The sequence below is a fragment of the Caproiciproducens sp. NJN-50 genome, assembly GCF_004103755.1.
Lineage (GTDB): Bacteria > Bacillota > Clostridia > Oscillospirales > Acutalibacteraceae > Caproicibacter.
This window is the reverse complement of sequence record NZ_CP035283.1, coordinates 344,995-363,236: the sequence shown is the minus strand read 5'-3', so window position 1 is coordinate 363,236 and position 18,242 is coordinate 344,995. Positions and strand designations below refer to the sequence as shown.

Sequence of the window (18,242 nt, the reverse complement as noted above, 5' to 3'; positions counted from 1 at the left end):
TCGCCGTTTTCGACTCCGGCGATTCCGGTGATAGAGATAACAGTATTAGATGTTTTGTATAAGTGAAACCAGTCCTTGCTTTTAATAAAAAGGGTACTGCACCATCAGGATGATAGTACTGTAGTATTTTTGTGTTCTATTTAGCACCTTTCAAATTTTCTTCAACACTCCTTTTCTTGAATACCGAAATTAAAGCGTATACAGAATAAATAGCAGAAAACAGAATATAAATAAAAATTGGAATGTTGGATGCTAATTCACTGTTAACCATCTTGATGGCTAAAGCTATATAAGTTAAGATACAGTAAAAAGGAATAGGAAATCCTTTTGAAATGCGCCATCTTTTTATTAAGATTTTTTCCATCCTATTAGTCTTTATAGACTTAATATTAACATTTTTGCCTTTTATATTACTAAATTTAAAATAGTCCCCCTGTTTTCCATTTTTGTTGTGTTCTTGAGAAATTAGTTCAGCTTTTAAACTCATATCCTTGTTATTGGTGACAGTGAAATGAACTGTACAAGAGGCGAAATCATCGTCATACCCCAAATTTCCTTTTGTTACATTTTTCAGAAACAAAAGCACATAAATTGGATTAAAGATGTTTAACCACCAATACCAATGATTCAGAAATGAATCTTTGGTAAATGTTATTTCATGATTTCCATTTTCTAAAATTAAGTTAATAAATGATTTGCTCTTTTTATCATCCTTAAATTCGACCATATCATCATCAATTTTTAGCAAAATAGTAATTCCTATTTTATGATAACATTCAATTTTCATATTACCCATAATACCTTACCTCGTTTAAACCGTAACGTATCCATCCCAATTTCCATCTGCCATATCAAAAGCCATTGATATTATCCCACCCCAAGATAACATACTTGTAACAAATGAAGCTAAATGATTCATCGCGCCGTTTTTCAATGAATTTACTAGGAAATCAATTCCCTTACCTTTACCCAGTTGAAATGTCACCCCGGCAATCCTCCACATTACCTTTCGCATCAGTGTTAATGCTGGATTATAAAAGCCCCTGACAAACACGGGAATTACTTTATCCGTAATTAGATTTATTGCAAGTTTCTTTGTAAATGGGTTTCTTGCAAGGGCATAGATCGTTCCACTAAAAGAAAGATATCCCGCCATCATCGCGGAGTTTAGAGCAAGAAACAATACGTCCAATGACGTACCAACAATCCAAGCTGGAATAGAAAGATATCCATCCGGATCACTATTCATCACAGGATTATTCTCGCAATATGCAAATAAGTTTGTTCCAAGTACATCACCCTGGGATGACTGCAAAGTTTCGGCATCATCCGCGCTGATGAATCTCCCGGTCTGTGGGTCATAGTAGCGGCTGTTGAGGTAGTAGAGTCCCGTCTCGTTGTCGTAGTAGTAACTGCGATAACGGAACGGGTTTTGCACCCCAAGCGTGTCCGCCTTTTCTCCGGTGGTGCTGAGCAGCTTGCCCCAAACATCATAGTCATACTCCACCAGCAGCCTGTATTCGCCGTTGTCGACTCCGGCGATTCCGGTGATGTCGCCCTGCGCGTTTTTGGTATAGTAGTAGGCGTCGTCCCCGGAGGTGAAGCCGACCGGCGTCCCGTCGCTGTCGTACTGGAACCACATGACGTCGTCGCCGCTGCGCTGGGCCAGAATCCTGCCGTTCTCCGTAAAGTAATCGGTGATCGTTCCGTCGACGACCTTTTGAGTGCGGATTCCGCTGTCGTCATAAGTATAGCTCGCATGATGATTATTTGCAACGGCTGAAACCAACTCCCGACCTTCCCAGGTAAAGGACATCCCGTTCCGATAGGTCAGTGGGTTTCCGATGCCGTCATAGGTGATTCCCTGACCGTTGTAGCCGGTCAGCAGGTCCTTCCAGTCGGAGTCCCCATAGGCATAGGAGGTGCTCCCGGTGGAAGCCCCAAGGGTCCCCGTGGTGTAAGCGTGGGAGCTTGTCCCGGTGATGTTTCCACCTCCGTCATAGCTGTAAGTCGTGCTGACGCTGTTCTTCTGGTCGTCCACGCGGACGAGCTGGTTCAACTGGTCGTAGGTATACCGGGTTTCGTTCCCGTCCTGATCCGTTACCGTCCTAATATTTTCATTGTTGTCATAGGTATAATTATATTGGGAAAGTTCGGTTGCCGTGCCGCCATCCGAAGGGGCTGTGGCATTTGTATAATCGGCGATGAGGGAAGACGTCCTGTTATTGGAGCTGTCCGGGACGCTGACATAAGTGCGCTGAGCTGTAAGATAAGGCATAAGCGGCGCGGGGGAATGAATGGAGGTTTCTATTTCACGGTTCAGCGAATCGTAAGCGTGCGAAACGACGTCGCCCGTCGACAGATTCGTAACGCCTTTCAGGTTATCGTTGCCGTAGGTGTAGCCGGTCGAAACATTCTGATCGTCAAACACATACGATTCGCCGTTCGGGCGGTTCTTATCGTCATAGCTGTATTCGATTGTGTCGCCGCTGGAAGATTCCCTTTTGATCAGGTAATTGCTGGGGTCATAGGAATAGGTGGTGGTCAATCCTCCGTAGACCGTTTGATCCGTTACCTTGGCGAGATTTCCACGGGCGTCGTAGAGATAAAGATAAGCGGTCGCGCCGTTTTTCGTAACGGAGGTCACGCGGTCCTGCGAGTCGTAATTGTATCCCCATACAAAATCGCCGGAGTTATTCTTATACTTTAACGAAAGAAGATTCCCGTTTCCGGAAGCAAAGATTTTGGTGAGAAGGTTTCTTGAGCCTGCATTAAATATTGTCGCGTTTCCGTAACCGTCATGATCGATGGTATAATTGAATCCGTTATGCGTGATCTGCGTCAGACGGCCCGCAGCATCGTATCCGTATCGATTTTGGACCGTCTGGCTCCCATTCGCAGCGGAGACGCCGGTCAGCTGTTTAAGGGAATCATAAGAATAAGTGATTTGGGTCCCATCGGTGCCGTCTTCTTTTTGGGGACCTTCAACCGATGTGAGCAATCCGGTTGTCGAATTTACGTTATATGCGGTTGCTTTTCCGCGCTCGTCCGTGCTGGAAGCCACATAGTTTCCGGTCGAATCATAGGCTTGAGAGGTTTCAAGGAAAGACCCGCCGGCCAATGCTCCGCCGCTGACGGTTCCGGTTTTCGTATCTGTGACATTCCCATAGTCATCATGCGAGTAGACGCTGCCCAGCGAGGTTTGGGAGGAGCGTCCGGATGCCCGTTCCCGCCATAAGTGTAAACGCCTCCGGTATCGTCCGGCTGGATGGCAGTCGTTACCTCGTTATTCTGATATGTATAGGTAGCGGAACCCTGATTGACTTGAGTGGTCTTTGTCAGGTTCCCATTGCTGTTGTATTCGTTGGTCGTTTTCGACAGATCAAAATTCAGGGTCAATCTTTTAAATAATGCGGTATTTGAGTTATTGTAATAAATGATGTCATAGGTTACTTTGGTAATGGTCTTTCCCTGATGTTGGCTGGACGCAGAAATTGGCCCACTGTTATATTGTATCCCGCTGGTATCCGGATTAAAGTTGATATACTGCCATTCGTGGGTCCCGTCCGAATAAAAGAGTCCGAGATCAATCGCATAATAGCGTCCGGAAGTTGAGCTGTCACCTAAGGGGACAGAATCAGCCTCAGATTCGCCGGATACGGAAAATGTTACCTGGCTGGCGGGCTTATTGATGGAAACATCCTGATAAATATTTTTGGCAATCGCTGTTCCTCCGTTAATCTGAAGCCAACCGTTGGACACGCCGTCACCCGAAGCAAAATTTGTTGTTCCCCAGCTTGTGGGCTGGTAGCTTTCATTGTAATAATTGAAATCCCCGTTTTCCAGCATGTTGTAGGTGTTGGCAGCACTTCCAATTTCCAGTTGGAGACAGTCAAACCAGGCGGTCCCGTTCGCATAGCTCAAACCGCCGTATACCTCTACCCGGGTTGCGTTTGTCGGAACCGTAAAGGTCACAGAAAGCCTTTGCCATTCGTTTCCTGTCGATTTGGAAATTCCCTTACTCTCGGCTACAGGTCCGGCACCGTTACCATTGCTATCGAAAAAAGCAACATATAGGCAGGCTCCGTTGCCTCCGCTTGTGTCTGTAGCCTTTACGTATGAGGACAGCGTATAAACCGTACCCGGCGTCAAGTTGGTCAGCTTCTGCATGGCGCCGCTGCGCGTTGGGTTTGTCACATTCTGAGATATTTTCAGCGACTTCGTGCCAAGTTCGAGGTGTTGACAAAGTTCCAAAAGGAGAGGCAAAAATGGTATAATGTAGGCAAAGAAAAAGCAGTGGGATGTGTTTGGGAATGCTGACGGAGCGAGACGGGATACAGATAAAAATGCATTGTGTCACCCTTGAGGACCTGGTGCCGCAGGAGCACTTTTTGCGCAAGCTGGAAAACGCCGTGGATTTCAGCTTCATCTACGACGAGGTTCGGGATTTGTACTGCCCGGATAACGGCAGGCCCGGAATCGATCCGGTAGTGCTGGTAAAATATCTACTGGTGGGATATCTGTACGGTATCGAATCGGAGCGTCGCATTGAGCAGGAGATTCAGGTGAATATGGCCTACCGGTGGTTCCTGGGGTTGGATTTGGATGATCGGGTGCCCGATCATTCTACAATTTCCCAGAATCGGCGCAGACGGTTTCATGGAAAAGAGGTGACCGTCACCTGTTTGAACATATTTTGCATCTATGCATGGAAAAGGGATTGGTGGATGGAAAGATCATTCTGACGGATTCCACGCATGTAAAAGCGAATGCCTCATTTAAGGCGAATACAAAAGTACTGGCCCAGCGCGAGACAACGGACTATATGGAACGGCTGGATCAGTATGAAGTGGAGGAACGTGCGCGGCTGGAGTCATCCGGCGCCATCAAGCCGCAGCGCGCGGGGCGTGAGAAAAAGGAAAGCGAAAAGGTGCAAAAGACGGTCAGCACCACCGATCCGGACGCTGAAATGCTGCAGCGGCCCGGAAAACCGGAAGGAATGCATTACCTGGATCATCAAAGCGTGGATGCCGCTCACGGAATTGTGGTGGATGTGGCAGTGACACCGGGAAATGTGAACGATTCGGAGCCATACCTGGGACGCATTGAATACATGCGGAAGCATTTGGGACTGGATATTCAAGCAGCCGGCGCGGATAGCGCCTATGGCACCAGCATGATTTACCGGGCGATGGACGATATGGGCATCTGGCTGTACACGCCCGCAGCAACGGGCGGGGCAACCTACAAGGTGGAGTTCAGGCGCGAGAATTTTCAGTATGATGCGGAAAAGGACTGCTTTATTTGCCCTGCTGGAAAACAACTGACCCTGCGGAATCTTGAGAGGGAGCACTACAACGTCTGCCGGGTATACAGAGCCGAAAAGAAAAACTGCCGGGCCTCCCGATGCTAAGCAAGTGTGTAAGTGGCAGCCATCAAAGCCGCGCGATCCGAAAGAATATTTTTGAGGAATCCGTAAAAAAGCAGCGGGACACGGATGGTACATTCACCCACAAACATATCCTGAGTCTGCGCCAGATTTGGTGTGAGGGCAGCTTTGCGGCCCAGAAATGGATGCACAACTTAAGACGTCTGTTCAGACGGGGAATCGAGGCGGCGGAAGATCACTGCCTCTTGTCGGCAACCGCCTTAAACCTAAAGCGCATGGTTAAGTGCCTGGGATAAGTCCCAAGGCGCTTCTTTTTTTGCCTGTTCCCCCTGGATTTCTCATGGCTTCGTCCCGAATGATGGGGTTTGTCAACACCTCGAACTTGGCCCGAAGTGTGGAGCAAGATTAGAGGGCAGCACCGGCTATGGTGCTGCCCTTTGGTGTTTCCCCACGGGACACGGGGAGGCTTAAAAATATTTACATAGCTATGGGAAGGAGACAGTATGCCGGAAGGATCAGAAGCAGAGCAATATACCTATCAGGTCGACAAAATCAACTTTGTTGTGACTCCGGTATATAAAGACCGAGGCGAAACAATCGCGGCGATTCTGTTAAAGCTCATGGAAGCTGATACAGAACGGGTTTGTGCGGCGGCGACATCCTTAACACGGGCGGACGGAAGCGGTATACTATAAGTGTAAATACTGCTTGTTTGACTGCCGGAAAGGAGGCTGTCTTGAAACAGTCAAACAATAAGAAGCACAACATGGATACCGCCGCTCTGTACTGCCGTTTGAGCCGCGACGATAATCTTGATTGCGAATCCAACAGCATCACGAACCAGAAAGCCATTCTGAAAAAAGTGGCGAAGGAAAAAGGGTACGAGGATATTCAGTTTTTCGTTGATGATGGGATAAGCGGAACGACCCTTGACCGCCCCGGATTCCAGCAAATGATAAAAGCGATTGAAGCGGGCTATATCTCGGCTGTTCTTGTGAAAGACCTTTCCCGCCTCGGACGCGATTATCTGAAAGTCGGCTATTATACTGAAGAATTCTTTCCCGCCCACGATGTGCGGCTGATTGCCGTTTCGGATGGGGTGGACAGCGACGAAGGCGATAACGAATTTACCCCGTTTCGCAATATCATGAACGAGTGGTACGCGAAAGATATTTCCAAAAAGCGCCGCATTGTCAATAAGCTCAAAGGCAATTCCGGCGTTCCGCTTTCGCCCCCGCCCTACGGGTATATGAAAGACCCGGATAACGCGAAACGCTGGCTTGTGGACGAGGAAGCAGCCGTTGTCGTTCACCGCATCTACCAGATGGCGCTTGACGGATACGGCCTTTCTGAAATCACCGCCGCGCTGGCGCGGGACGGAATCCTCAATCCCATGTCTTACTGGCAAAGCAAGGGAATCAATCGCGGCGGGACGAAAAGCTCCGTTCCGCCCACGCAATGGGGGCATACCACAATCAGAAAAATTCTGACCATGCAGGAGTATTGCGGAGATGTAATCAACTTCAAAACCTATTCCAAGTCGTACAAGATGAAAAAGCGTATCGCCAACGACGAGGAAAACCGCGTCGTATTTTCCAACGTCAACGAAGCCGTCATTGACCGGGAAACATGGGAGAAGGTTCAGAGCTTATGGCGCGGCACCCGTCGGAAGAAACCGACGGTCAGCGGCGAACGAAGCATATTCTCGGGACTGCTGAAATGCCCTGAATGCGGCGGCAATCTCAACTATCACTTCAATCAGGGCAACCACGACATCAAATTTTTTAGCTGCTGCAACCATAACACCGGATACCGGAAATGTACATCCACCCATTACATTCGGTTGGATTTTCTGGAACAGGTGGTTTTGCAGGAAATACACCGTCTCACACAGTTTGCCGACGAGTATGAAGATGATTTCGTAAAAGAGATAATCGGACATTCGGCAAAGACGGCGGCATGTGAACGCTCGCTGCGGCAAAGGGAGCTCGACGGCCTGCTGGCGCGAGACAAGGAATTGGATGTGCTCTTTGAATGCCTCTACGAAGATAACGTGTCTGGCAAGATCGACGATGCACGGTTTTCCAAAATGGCCAAACGGTATGAGCAGGAGCAGGGAGAGAACGCCGCCAAAGTTAAGGCGCTCAAATCGGAGTTGCGGAAAGCGGGCGGGCAGCTCATGACCGCCGACAATTTCTTGGAAACAATTCGCCGGTATACCGACGCCCGGGAGCTTTCACAGCGGATGGTGACGGAGTTGATCGACCACATCGACGTATATCACGCCGAAAAGGTCGGAGGGCAGACTGTTCAACGCATCACAATTTTTTACAACTGCATCGGAGCTTTTACCGTACCGGAGCGCGAGAGCATCCCAGAAGCGGATGTACGCCTAAAAACGAGAAAAGGAGTAGCACTAAGCTACTCCCAAGCAAAAGCCGGATAAAAAACGGAGTGTCCTTATAAGGATACTCAGATCCTATAAGGACACTCCGCATGTCTAAGGGCGTAAAGTTTGATACAATTTAGCAATGCCTATACCTTTCGCTAAAATGTATAGGTATCGCTAAAAAGTGTATCGAAAACATGGGAACCAAACATACAGTTAGCCGCCCGAAATTCGATTCAGGCGGCTGCTGCTAACAATACAAAAAGCTATTAATCTTTCTTGGGTGCAGAATAAGGTTCCTGCCGGGTTGCAGCCTTTAAATTAAAAACCATAGCTTTGGCATCTTTGTAATAGATTCCCTTTATGCGATAAGAATCTTTTTCCGACCAGCTGTCTGCCATCAAATCACGGATAATATTTCTAATGGCTATAATGTGGCAATAAACTGGCTTTTTCTGTTCGCCCTTTGGTTTTGAAAATCTGTACGCATTCTCATCGGTCTGTTTGCAAGCCTGAATAGCAAAAACTTTGTTTTCATTGTCAATCATCATGCGCACATGAGACGGGTAGCCCATTTCTTCAACAACGCCCCTGCTGATAGTGATTCCTTTTGTATTGATAAGTATGTCGGATTCGCCTTTAAGAGTAACATCGATAACATTAAAACTAAACTGATTAAATTCTTTGAACATTGTATTGACCTCTTTCATTTTTTAATTTTCTGTAAAAACAGAGCTACTTCACGGTTGTCCCATTTTGGATTGATTATTGCAAATCCACGAAGCAATCCACCCTTGACACGATGAACATAAAACTTCTTTTCAATGGGAACTTCTTTCTTTTGGGAGGAATGCCTCCGATGCTTTAGCTGTTCCTGCACCAGAAGCCAGTCATCACGGGGCACAATGGCAGGATGATGGTCACGCAGTCTGTATTGCGGAACCTGACCCGTATTTTTTACCGCTTTGTGCGTGAAACAATCGACCGTATAGGTCTTCTGCATCAGTACATCTCCGCAATATTTTTCATTGCGCAATATGCTTAATACCGCGCTTGAACTCCAGACTGCATTGTTTTTTGCTGTGGGTACATGGGATTCTGTTAGGGCATTTGCGATTTCACGAGCATTCAAGCCATCCAGATAACAGGCAAATATGTATTTTACAGCCTCTGCTTCTTCAGGGATAATGAACAAATTGCCAAATTTATCTTTGTCATAACCTAATAAGCATTGCGTTGGAATTATGGGTATTCCTTTCTTAAAGCGCTGGATAATAGACCACCGTATGCTTGCGCTTTTTTGCTCTGATTCTCCTTGAGCGACAAGGCTCATAATGCCAAGTGTAAATTCATTTTTGCTTTCAGCAGTATTAAAGCCTTCTGTTTCAAAAAATACGCCAACCGGAGGATCAAGCGCTTTTAGCTTACGCACATTGTCCAGACAGTCCAGTGTGTTTCTTGCAAAGCGGCTTACACTTTTTGTAATGATCATATCTACTTTTCCAGCATAGCAATCATCAATCATGCGCAAAAAATTAGCACGTTTTTTTGTTGAGGTACCAGAGATACCCTCGTCAGCATAAATATCCACCAGCTCCCAATCGGGATTATTCATTATCATCTCCCGGTAGTGCTGAAGCTGTAGTTCATAACTGCTGGCTTGGGCATCTTCATCCGTACTAACTCTGCAGTATGCGGCTACCCGCAAGCGTCTCATGTTATCTGATTTTTGCTCCGCTTTTGCGGGAATCACCTCAACCGTAGTGCCATTTTTGTAAGCCTCCCGGATACGTTCCTTTTGCGCTTGCCGTTTTTCATTTGCCTTTGATGATTTTTCCCATTTCTGAATGTTGCCTATTTCAATTTTTCTTTTCGTAATTATCACCCCCTTTTTACCGTTGTCAGATGCTCACAGCTCGTGCGGTGCATGCCTGCACCTTAAGTTTCCTCAAATAAAGGCAACGAGAAATTATATCATTTATATATAGTGTAACGAAGCAATAACCACCACATGGTTTCAATTGGTAAATCCCCATAAATGACAAAAGCTCCCGCAAGGTTGACGTTACTGCCAGCCCTGCGGGAGTTGTATTTTAAAAATCTTAAATTATCCACGGCAGCTCGGTGCCGTCTTTGAATTGAAAGGTAATTTCGTGCTCGGATTGAACGATAATCCTGTCCACTGTCGCGTACCATAGTTCCTCATCGAATTCAGTGAGGAGAGTAGCGCTCTTTTTCAGTGTTTGGATAAACCCAGCCATTTTCTCGCGCTTTACCGTGCGCTCCTGCCGCTGTTCATTCACCGCTTCAAATTTGCCCTTTGCGGTTTCGTAACGTTCAATCAGCGGGGTATATCGTTGCTGGTAATCGGACTGGTCGATGGCGCTGTGGGCGTTTTCATCCACGCATTTTCGTATCAGTTCCATCACCACATCGCATTCCTCTTGAAGGGCGGCGCTTTCGGCATCCAGAGCGGTATTGTCGGTCAGAGACTGAATAATGGTATCATAACCGTCCAGAATTTCACTTTTGTTTTGAATCAGGCTGTTAAAAGCATTCACGAATGCCTGCTTCAGTGTGGATTCATACAGGTGGGGTGTCTTGCAGGGTTCCGCATTTTTGAATTTGTTGTTACACTGCCATATTGTGCGGCGATATTTGCTGGTGGAGTGCCACACCTTGCTGCCGTAAACTCCGCCGCATTCACCGCAGATGATTTTGCTGGAAAAGCACCCCGTACCGCTTTGATGGCCTGCCGTGGATTTGCGCCGCTTCATTTCATTTTGCACCAAATCAAACAACTCGGGCGAAATAATGGCCGGGTGACTGTTCGTTACATAATACTGGGGAACTTCACCCTCATTTACCTTCATCTTCTTGGTAAGGAAATCCACTGTAAATGTTTTTTGAAGGACAGCGTCACCTTTGTATTTTTCGTTGGTGAGGATGCTCTCCACCGTGCTAGATGGCCAGTTGCTTTTTCCGGATGGGGTAGGTACACCACTTTTTGTCAGGTGCTTGGCAATGCCAGACGGCGTTTTGCCTTCCATGAATAGCTTGTAAATCAAGCGCACCGTTTGGGCTTCCGCTTCTACAATCTTTGGTAAACCATCCTCGCCTTTCTCATATCCGAGAAAGTGCTTATATGGCAGGCTGACTTTGCCGTCGGAAAAGCGTTTCCGCTGGCCCCAGGTAACATTTTCGCTGATTGACCTCGATTCTTCCTGTGCAAGGCTGGACATGATGGTAATCAGCAGTTCACCTTTGCTGTCGAGCGTGTAAATATTTTCTTTCTCGAAATATACCTCAACGCCCTTTTCCTTCAGTTTTCGAACGGTTGTGAGGGTATCAACGGTGTTCCTGGCAAACCGGGAAACTGATTTTGTGAGGATGAGGTCAATTTTTCCAGCCAGTGCATCCGCAATCATGCGTTTGAAACCGTCACGTTTTTTGGTGTTGGTGGCTGAAATACCCTCATCGGTGTAAATCTCCACGAAATCCCATTCTTCATTATCGTGGATATATCGGGTATAGTAGTCAACCTGTGCCTCGTAACTGGAAAGTTGCTCTTCATTGTCAGTGGATACTCTGGCATAGGCGGCCACACGTTTTCGTGCGGTACGGTTCTCCGCGCTGAATGGAATCCGGTGAATAACCGTAGGCTGTATGACGGTTACTGCTCTTGCTGTTGCTGCCATGGGTTATTCCTCCTCTCGTTCATTTCACGCGCTCTTTGCCTTGCCGTGTCGTCCCAACTGTCGCGTCGCGATTTATTTTGCCATGCTGACCCATTACAGTTCCTCCGCCGCCTGCAACAGGGCAGGGTACTTGTCCGGCTCAATTTCACTGAGCTTTGCGGCCCCGAACTTACCAAGCAAATCTCTGACTGCAGCCGTTTTACCCGAGCGGCTCTTATTGGCTAGTACTGCGCGCACCTGCTCAATCGTAACGGGCGATTCTTTAGGCGCGAGTGGTGATACCTTTTCCTTGACAGGTTTTGTTTCCGGTGCTGGTTCATCCTGATCAGTGGCACCGGCCACGGCTTGCAGGCTGTCTGCTAAGCTGCGCAAATCAGATGCAACATTGAGCAGTAGTTTTATTTGACTCATGGGTCATACCTCCTTGTGGTTCAATTTCTTTGATTGACAGCGATTCTACGCTGTCGCCAGGAATCAAAACGATCAGCTTTTGTTTTTCGCCAAACAGGCGGCGCAGCGCATGCTCACGCAGGGTCACGTTACGACATCGGACGATGCCACCGGTCTGCGGCTTTTTTGAAACGCTGATCTTGAGTTCATGTTTCACACCGTTCACCTCTTTCTGGAGGGATGTGTTTTGTTACCCTCCATAACTTAGGCCAGGGCAGGGGCCTGACCCCTACACTTTTTCAAGGATTTCTTTGAGAGCCTGTTTTGTCCTTCTGGCATTCTGCTGAACGCTGGTTTCAGCAATGCCGAGTTGCCTGCCGTATTCGGCCTGTGAAACTGGCTTGTCCGACAAATACAACGCGTAAATCAAGTCACGCTGTTTGGGTTTGAGCTGTTCCACGGCAGCACGCACCATTTGGACAGTTTCTTTTTGCTCCAGCAGGTGTGGAATGTCAATGTCATCGGCAAACAGCTTCCCTTCAAAATCGAGGCCGTCCAATGAGGTGTGGCGGCGGGTTTCTTTGTGATTGACGTTGTACTCCTTACGGTCAAGGTCGATCAGAATTTCTCCAATTTCGTCAGATACTTCAATTGTGGTTGCTTCACCAGTTGCAAATTTGTACGTGATTTTCATGTCATTAGCTCCTTGAATTTTTTAATTTCAAGAGCTAATACACAACTGCTTAAAAACACGTCTGTTTGCTTATTTGGGACGTATCTGCAATGATTTTTATAGCTCTTGAATTTTTTCAAGAGCATGACAAGCAGCTGAAAACAAAAAAAGGAGTCTGACGCATAGCTTTACAGCTACTTGTCAGGCTCCTATCTCGGTTTATCGGATGGTGCTCTGTACGAAGTATGTTTTTAATTTTCTATTTTGTAGGGAGCCTTGGTAGCTCATTCGGCTCCTTGGTATGGTTAATATTTTGATATAAAAATTAAAAAACGCCAGACAAAAACAATTACGTTCTTGTCTGGCGTTTGGTAGCTATAGCTTTGCTATGCTCCGGTTGCTCAGTACAATATTTTAAGCAGGAACCGCTAACAATGTTGATAGGTCTACAATTGCGCTCCTACCGCAGTTTTTGCACTTTTCATTAATGTGACCATATCCTACATCATCATAAACGAAGTTAAGCGGTCGTCCGCAAATTGGGCATTTGGGTTTGCCTTTAATTTTAAGAGAGGTTACATTCTGTTGTTCCTTAGCCATACTATCTTCTCCTTTTCATGATATAATTACTTAATTTTGTTAGCTATAGTTTTTGTTATGCTCTGATTGCTCGCTCACTAAAAAATGTGTACTCGATTTTATGCCGCGTAAGCGGATTCTTTAATATCGCCAATTGATATGTCAACAATGTTCCGGCATCGGATGCATTTAATGGTCACTTTCCCACAGCTGTCTGATGAAGTATCAAAGAGTCTTTGCCCACAAACAGGGCACCGGTGAGGGATATATTCAACGGGCCACGCATTTTGCAGATTGCCAATGCGAATAATCTCTTTCTTTTCGCAAGTCGTTTTACATTTACATCTGCTATTACTACACTTAATCCTGATAATTAATCGGGAACCCGCTTGAACATCTAAAAGCCTCTTGTGATTTTTCTTACAAAATACATTTTGTTTCTCCATCTGATTTTCCTCCTTCAATTTTTGACAAAATAAAAAACCTACATATCTTATAGTATCAAATAAACAGAATTATAGTGCAAAATACACTAAGAACTGTTCAATTGGTAACTATAAATATGTAAGTTTCGCTTAAGTCTAAATAGAATATTTAGTAATATAAAATTGGGGGATCAAACAATAAGGAATTATTTCCAATCAGATGATGCTTTATATTCTAAAACAAACCGAAAAAAATGTCAAGCTAAAATTTGTATATTTTTTTATAAACTGGCAATAATATTAATTTTGGCACAAAAAATGCCTAGTAAGCTGGGAAACGGCTTGTTAGGCATTTATCGTATTCATAATACATTTGGATTATGGCAAAATATTACTATCATTTGAATAACTTTTTAAATAAGCTAAAAACGCTAACTGAAGTCCGATTATAAACCCTGTTATATGCGGCTTTCTTTGGATTAGTTATCCAACCATAGCCACGAGGTGCCTTTAAGCCGAGATTATGCCGGATAAACCGTTTCGGACTTGTCCGGGCACTTATCATTTTATTGAGACTTGGCTTTCTGATACCATATCTCACTGTGCACTACTCCTCTTCCGAATAATTGTAGGTGCATTCTACGCAAGGAAAACCATTAGCCATTTGAAAACCAGCATAGTATTTACAATTGTCGCAGTCTCCCCGTATAATAGGATTATCCGTTTTAGGGCATATGTCAAAATCATAATTTCTCAATTGAAATTTATCCATCAGATGCTCCCCTTAAAATAATTCTTCAAAGCGATTTGTTTTGATTTTCATAGCATTTTCTCTGCCGCCGCCAACAGAAATTCTGAAAGCGTGTTCACCTTTTTTAATGCTGATCGTAATCGAACTTTTACCAAGAGCCAGCAGTTCTTTTATTTGATCTTTATCAATAACTGCAATCTCACTGTCCGAAAGCCCAGCTACGCCACAGACAAGAGCGAGCACGAGATTATAACCATTATCTATGTAACTCAGTATTTCCTGTTTGTCACTGTTGGTTAGGTTAAACACCCAGCTACTATAATCCTCGGTTTTGCGATTTTCTTTATCGGCGCGATATTTAATAAAAAATCGGCATTCTCCAGTATTGGTAGTGAGATCATAAATCTGCCTGTCATCGTCACCCTCAACTAGCGCCGGTTTGATATGGCTGTTAAAGAGCATGGACAACACCGCGCCGTAATAAAAATCTGCAATTTTCATTTTTGACATGATCATCTCTCCTAACTTTATTATTATGATATCTAATAAATTTCAAAGCTACTTAATATCCAGCTTTACGCTTATTTCTTTTTTGCAAGAGGGACATATAGCTTTTTCCCCCTTAAGCAGCTTAAGCTTCACAACTTCATTGCAGTTGGGGCATGTGTAATCAATCGTCTGCCCAATTAGTTGATCATACAAGACATCTTCATTATTTAGCATTTTAAATAATTCATCAAAATTATTTGCTGTTGGCATTATTACACCCCCACATTATATTTACAGCTCTATCCCGTTCAAAATATCCCGCAATTTCTTGATTTCCTCACCGGTCAAAGTAACCCCTTTGCCAAGCTTCTCGTGTCCCTCCGACCAGTCGCGAATGTCGTACTTGGAATCGCGTTCATTCCAACTGACAAGGTTGAGCTCTTTTTTCCACCCTTTGGCGTTTTCTGATAAAACACCAAGCGATTCTGTTATCTCAAATTTTATATCTGGCATAGTTATTCTGCTCCTTCATTAAAAAATGCTATTTGCCCGTTATCCGTTGTATTCTGAGTTAATTTTGCATATTCAAGAATCTCTGAGATTGACGCGCCATTGTTTTTGAATTGATAAAATAGCGAGTCGCTTACGAGAACGTATTCCCACTTACAATTCATTCGGTCTTCTGGCTTTAGTTCATTTATTTTTCTTATCCAGTCAAGCGCAGATTTTTCTTTGCTGCGTACATTTACATTATTTGCATCCTTCTGCGCTTTGGTTTCAACAAGATAAATTTTATCGCCGAGCTTGACCATAAAATCGGGGAAGTAGTGTGAAATCATACCATCATCTCGGATATAATTTAAATACGCAAAAGTATGATAATTCTCTTTAATTTTTATTAAAGATTCAGTTTGAGAATCATTGTCGCAATACTCCATAAACGCTCTCTCATATTCACCCTTGTTGCTTGGATACGGCAGCCTTTCATAAATGGACTTTGCAACTGGGATAGAATAATTCTCACGCATTTTCATGGAACCAATTTCTGAAAAATATTTTTTTAATATAACTGCATCTTTTACTTCAATGTTATTCTGCATCTCATAAATTGCCTTGCTAACTTCTTTAATAACATGCTCCACAATCAAGGACTTTCTAAGCAAAAGCACACGCCAATTGTTATCTTCAAAAGGATTGAAAAGTTTTCCAAACAATTTAGTGCGAATATAGGTATCTATTACTCCGGCAAGTTCGGCAGTATTTATCTGCATAAAGGGAAAGCTTTCTTTTTTACGTATACCTACACGCTCAATGGACGTTGAAATTGCTCCAATGATTTTTGCAATAAAATCATTATAGCTTTTTGCATCAAATACCTGTGCACTGACAATGTAGTTGCCAAACCTTGTTTTAACCGTTATCTCTTCTGAGTAAAAAGTATCATCTTTCTGAGATGTAAATTTCTTAAGAGTATCGAAAGAAAATGTATGATAACTTTCCATTTTATCCAAAGACAGTTTACCACTGACTATGGTTTCTTCTTTATCTTTTATTATAATTGGGAAAAAGAGATCATACCCCTTATAATCCGATTTTAATGGCACGTCGATAATATCTCCGACAATACTCTTCTTATCATTTTTCATTTCATCGACTTCTATAACAGAGCCATCATCAATTAAGTCGTTATAGAAATCCATAAAAGCCGGATGCTCTACAATACTTAGAATATCGAAATAATTCGTTGGAGATTTTTTTTCTTTGAGTAAGCGGATTCGGTTTTCCTCTTTAATATCCTGATAATCAGGTTCACGCCACATAAGCCGTAAGCCTCTGCCAACCGTCTGCTCCAATAGAATAGAAGCCGAATTTGCACGCAGAGGTACAATGACGCAGATATTGTTCACATCAAAGCCTTCACGCAACATGAGAACGGAAACAATAACCTTAGGTTTTGATAAGGCATCAATATTGAAAAGCTTTTGCTTGATTTCGTTCCACTCATCAGGAGGAATATTACCCTTTTTATCCGAATCGATCTGTAGTATATCATTTTCCGCCAAACCCTCGTAATTTTTGAGGTAATCTACAACAAAAGGGGATACCTGTGTATTTTCACACATGACGAGCATTTTAGGATATTTCTTTTTATCAGCATATTCCAAGAACTGTTGCTCAAGAATTTGCAATTTTTGCAAACCTGCGCGAAGCATCACTTTTTGTCCTTGGGAGAGTCCAATAACTGTATTTCCGTTCCGTTCAGCCCTAAAATCCAGCTCCGCAAGATCCTGTGATGCAATTTGATTGCGCTTATCTAATACAATTGTCTTAACAAGCCCTTTCCGAATGGCAGTTTTTAAATCAAAATCCACCACAATATGCGGGAAATAATGCTTTGTCCGGTTTTTGCCCCCACCTGTTTCATTATAGGGTGTAGCAGAAAAGTCCACCTGTGTATATTGGTCACCTTTATGTTCAGCAATTTTCAACAGACTCTGCTGCCACTTAACCTCAATATCTTCACCGTCCACCTTGTTTTCATGGATATGATGCGCTTCATCGTTAAATACGACAATATCCTTAAGGTTCGAAAGATATTCAATTTCACTTCCGCTAAAATAACGGTTGTCCAGCGATTCAAGAGTATGTCCAGCGGTTGTACCCGGCGTTATTGGCAACAGGTCTTTTATGATAGCGGCCGGATTAGCAAACGGATCATCATTTTCGTCTTCGGATTCTTCATCCCCGCCAGCCAGCAAGTGCCAGTTTGTAATTGCAACCATGCCATCCCCGGTTATCTTTTTACCGATTTCCTCTTTTTTAACCACATTATTCTGAATAAAGGCAAAAAGAGCATTTTTGTAGGCATCTGGAATAAGTAACTGCTGAAATTTATAAAAATCAGAAGTTTCAAAGTTTCGGATTCCATCCTCATTTTCTTTACCAAGATAAGCGTCCAGCAACCGCTCATATACTATCAAGCCCGGAGCTACAAGTAAAAAGTTTTTTGAATATAGGTCTGATGGCATGTCCTCATGTTTTGCATTCAAATACTGCCAAATCATAAGTGCGTGCATAACCCATGTTTTACCAGTACCTGTTGCCATTTTAACAGCATATTTTGGACAGTTATATTTTTCAGCGCTGACTTCCGCAACACCAAGCTCTGCAAGCAATTCATCATCTACCATTTCGTACATATTAAATACGTTTTTTGCCTTTAGAATTTCATGTACATAAATGATATTTAAAATTGCTTGCCGCTGTCCCACATGAAAATTATATGGCCGTGTTTCAGTAAAAGCAGGGTTAAACCAATATCTGAGTAAATCTTTTGTTACCGCTGTAACTTTTTCAAGCATTTCGCCTGATTCATACGATTCATTCACAATTTGCGTCAATCGTATCGCAAATTTGAGAGGGATGTCTCCGGTACCAGTATTTTTCATGTTAGGCATA

The 18,242-nt window shown here is 44.1% G+C and carries 16 protein-coding genes and 1 pseudogene; 3 read left to right on the top strand and 14 right to left on the bottom strand.

All coding sequences use genetic code 11. The features are described 5' to 3' along the window. Positions 1-136: 136 nt before the first annotated feature. Genes EQM14_RS01880 through EQM14_RS01870 form a run of 3 tightly spaced genes read right to left on the bottom strand, consistent with a single transcriptional unit; the run spans position 137 to position 4,254 of the window. Complete coding sequence (locus tag EQM14_RS01880; RefSeq protein WP_128741365.1) at positions 137-796, bottom strand: hypothetical protein; 660 nt, start codon at positions 794-796, stop codon at positions 137-139. A 15-nt stretch (positions 797-811) separates the two neighbouring features. Further along, complete coding sequence (locus EQM14_RS01875) at positions 812-3,064, bottom strand: RHS repeat-associated core domain-containing protein (RefSeq protein ID WP_128741364.1); 2,253 nt, start codon at positions 3,062-3,064, stop codon at positions 812-814. Beyond that, entirely contained in the window at positions 3,016-4,254 is a 1,239-nt protein-coding gene (locus EQM14_RS01870; protein ID WP_326975646.1) for a carbohydrate binding domain-containing protein, read from the bottom strand. The genes EQM14_RS01875 and EQM14_RS01870 overlap by 49 nt, the downstream gene beginning before the upstream one ends. Positions 4,255-4,313: 59 nt before the next feature. On the opposite strand from EQM14_RS01870, the pseudogene EQM14_RS16925 reads away from it, so the two are divergent. From EQM14_RS16925 to EQM14_RS01855, 3 genes and pseudogenes are all read left to right on the top strand, one after another. Next, positions 4,314-5,685 (top strand): annotated as a pseudogene (locus EQM14_RS16925) (IS1182 family transposase). 207 nt (positions 5,686-5,892) lie between these two features. Next, a complete protein-coding gene (locus EQM14_RS01860; RefSeq protein ID WP_128741362.1) occupies positions 5,893-6,084 on the top strand; it encodes a hypothetical protein in 192 nt (63 codons plus the stop codon). 41 nt (positions 6,085-6,125) lie between these two features. Continuing rightward, complete coding sequence (locus tag EQM14_RS01855) at positions 6,126-7,835, top strand: recombinase family protein (RefSeq protein ID WP_243112581.1); 1,710 nt, start codon at positions 6,126-6,128, stop codon at positions 7,833-7,835. Between the two features lie 212 nt (positions 7,836-8,047). On the opposite strand, the gene EQM14_RS01850 is transcribed toward EQM14_RS01855, so the two are convergent. The 11 genes from EQM14_RS01850 to EQM14_RS01795 all read right to left on the bottom strand — a co-directional run bounded on the left by EQM14_RS01850 (position 8,048) and on the right by EQM14_RS01795 (position 18,241). Beyond that, a complete protein-coding gene (locus EQM14_RS01850) occupies positions 8,048-8,470 on the bottom strand; it encodes a hypothetical protein (RefSeq protein ID WP_128741361.1) in 423 nt (140 codons plus the stop codon). A 14-nt stretch (positions 8,471-8,484) separates the two neighbouring features. Further along, positions 8,485-9,663: a recombinase family protein gene (locus tag EQM14_RS01845; protein WP_205703187.1), complete on the bottom strand. Its 1,179-nt coding sequence runs from the start codon at positions 9,661-9,663 to the stop codon at positions 8,485-8,487. 217 nt (positions 9,664-9,880) lie between these two features. Continuing rightward, positions 9,881-11,476 (bottom strand): recombinase family protein, encoded by a 1,596-nt coding sequence (locus EQM14_RS01840; protein ID WP_128741360.1) that lies wholly within the window; start codon positions 11,474-11,476, stop codon positions 9,881-9,883. A 93-nt stretch (positions 11,477-11,569) separates the two neighbouring features. Beyond that, entirely contained in the window at positions 11,570-11,887 is a 318-nt protein-coding gene (locus EQM14_RS01835; protein WP_128741359.1) for an rRNA biogenesis protein rrp5, read from the bottom strand. Continuing rightward, the gene (locus EQM14_RS01830) at positions 11,850-12,083 is read right to left on the bottom strand and encodes a hypothetical protein (RefSeq protein ID WP_128741358.1); all 234 of its coding nucleotides are present in this window, start codon (positions 12,081-12,083) and stop codon (positions 11,850-11,852) included. Before EQM14_RS01830 ends, EQM14_RS01835 begins: the two co-directional genes overlap by 38 nt. 72 nt (positions 12,084-12,155) lie before the next feature. Beyond that, the gene (locus EQM14_RS01825) at positions 12,156-12,560 is read right to left on the bottom strand and encodes an RNA polymerase sigma factor (RefSeq protein WP_128741357.1); all 405 of its coding nucleotides are present in this window, start codon (positions 12,558-12,560) and stop codon (positions 12,156-12,158) included. 393 nt (positions 12,561-12,953) lie between these two features. Then, positions 12,954-13,139, bottom strand: a complete 186-nt coding sequence (locus tag EQM14_RS01820; RefSeq protein WP_128741356.1) for a hypothetical protein — start codon at positions 13,137-13,139, stop codon at positions 12,954-12,956. 1,188 nt (positions 13,140-14,327) lie between these two features. Continuing rightward, the gene (locus tag EQM14_RS01810) at positions 14,328-14,804 is read right to left on the bottom strand and encodes a hypothetical protein (RefSeq protein ID WP_128741354.1); all 477 of its coding nucleotides are present in this window, start codon (positions 14,802-14,804) and stop codon (positions 14,328-14,330) included. A 48-nt stretch (positions 14,805-14,852) separates the two neighbouring features. Further along, positions 14,853-15,053 carry a hypothetical protein gene (locus EQM14_RS01805; RefSeq protein ID WP_128741353.1) on the bottom strand — a complete coding sequence of 67 codons (201 nt, stop codon included), beginning with the start codon at positions 15,051-15,053 and terminating at the stop codon, positions 14,853-14,855. A 21-nt stretch (positions 15,054-15,074) separates the two neighbouring features. Continuing rightward, positions 15,075-15,296 carry a YdbC family protein gene (locus EQM14_RS01800; protein WP_128741352.1) on the bottom strand — a complete coding sequence of 74 codons (222 nt, stop codon included), beginning with the start codon at positions 15,294-15,296 and terminating at the stop codon, positions 15,075-15,077. Between the two features lie 2 nt (positions 15,297-15,298). Next, a complete protein-coding gene (locus EQM14_RS01795) occupies positions 15,299-18,241 on the bottom strand; it encodes a DEAD/DEAH box helicase family protein (RefSeq protein ID WP_205703186.1) in 2,943 nt (980 codons plus the stop codon). Position 18,242: the final 1 nt, after the last annotated feature.

Excerpts from the sequence above, each read along its gene's own strand:
- EQM14_RS01840 (WP_128741360.1), bottom strand. The coding sequence starts at position 11,476 with ATGGCAGCAACAGCAAGAGCAGTAACCGTCATACAGCCTACGGTTATT.
- EQM14_RS01825 (WP_128741357.1), bottom strand. The coding sequence starts at position 12,560 with ATGAAAATCACGTACAAATTTGCAACTGGTGAAGCAACCACAATTGAA.
- EQM14_RS01850 (WP_128741361.1), bottom strand. The coding sequence starts at position 8,470 with ATGTTCAAAGAATTTAATCAGTTTAGTTTTAATGTTATCGATGTTACT.
- EQM14_RS01800 (WP_128741352.1), bottom strand. The coding sequence starts at position 15,296 with ATGCCAGATATAAAATTTGAGATAACAGAATCGCTTGGTGTTTTATCA.
- EQM14_RS01810 (WP_128741354.1), bottom strand. The coding sequence starts at position 14,804 with ATGTCAAAAATGAAAATTGCAGATTTTTATTACGGCGCGGTGTTGTCC.
- EQM14_RS01805 (WP_128741353.1), bottom strand. The coding sequence starts at position 15,053 with ATGCCAACAGCAAATAATTTTGATGAATTATTTAAAATGCTAAATAAT.
- EQM14_RS01880 (WP_128741365.1), bottom strand. The coding sequence starts at position 796 with ATGGGTAATATGAAAATTGAATGTTATCATAAAATAGGAATTACTATT.
- EQM14_RS01820 (WP_128741356.1), bottom strand. The coding sequence starts at position 13,139 with ATGGCTAAGGAACAACAGAATGTAACCTCTCTTAAAATTAAAGGCAAA.
- EQM14_RS01795 (WP_205703186.1), bottom strand. The coding sequence starts at position 18,241 with ATGCCTAACATGAAAAATACTGGTACCGGAGACATCCCTCTCAAATTT.
- EQM14_RS01860 (WP_128741362.1), top strand. The coding sequence starts at position 5,893 with ATGCCGGAAGGATCAGAAGCAGAGCAATATACCTATCAGGTCGACAAA.
- EQM14_RS01835 (WP_128741359.1), bottom strand. The coding sequence starts at position 11,887 with ATGAGTCAAATAAAACTACTGCTCAATGTTGCATCTGATTTGCGCAGC.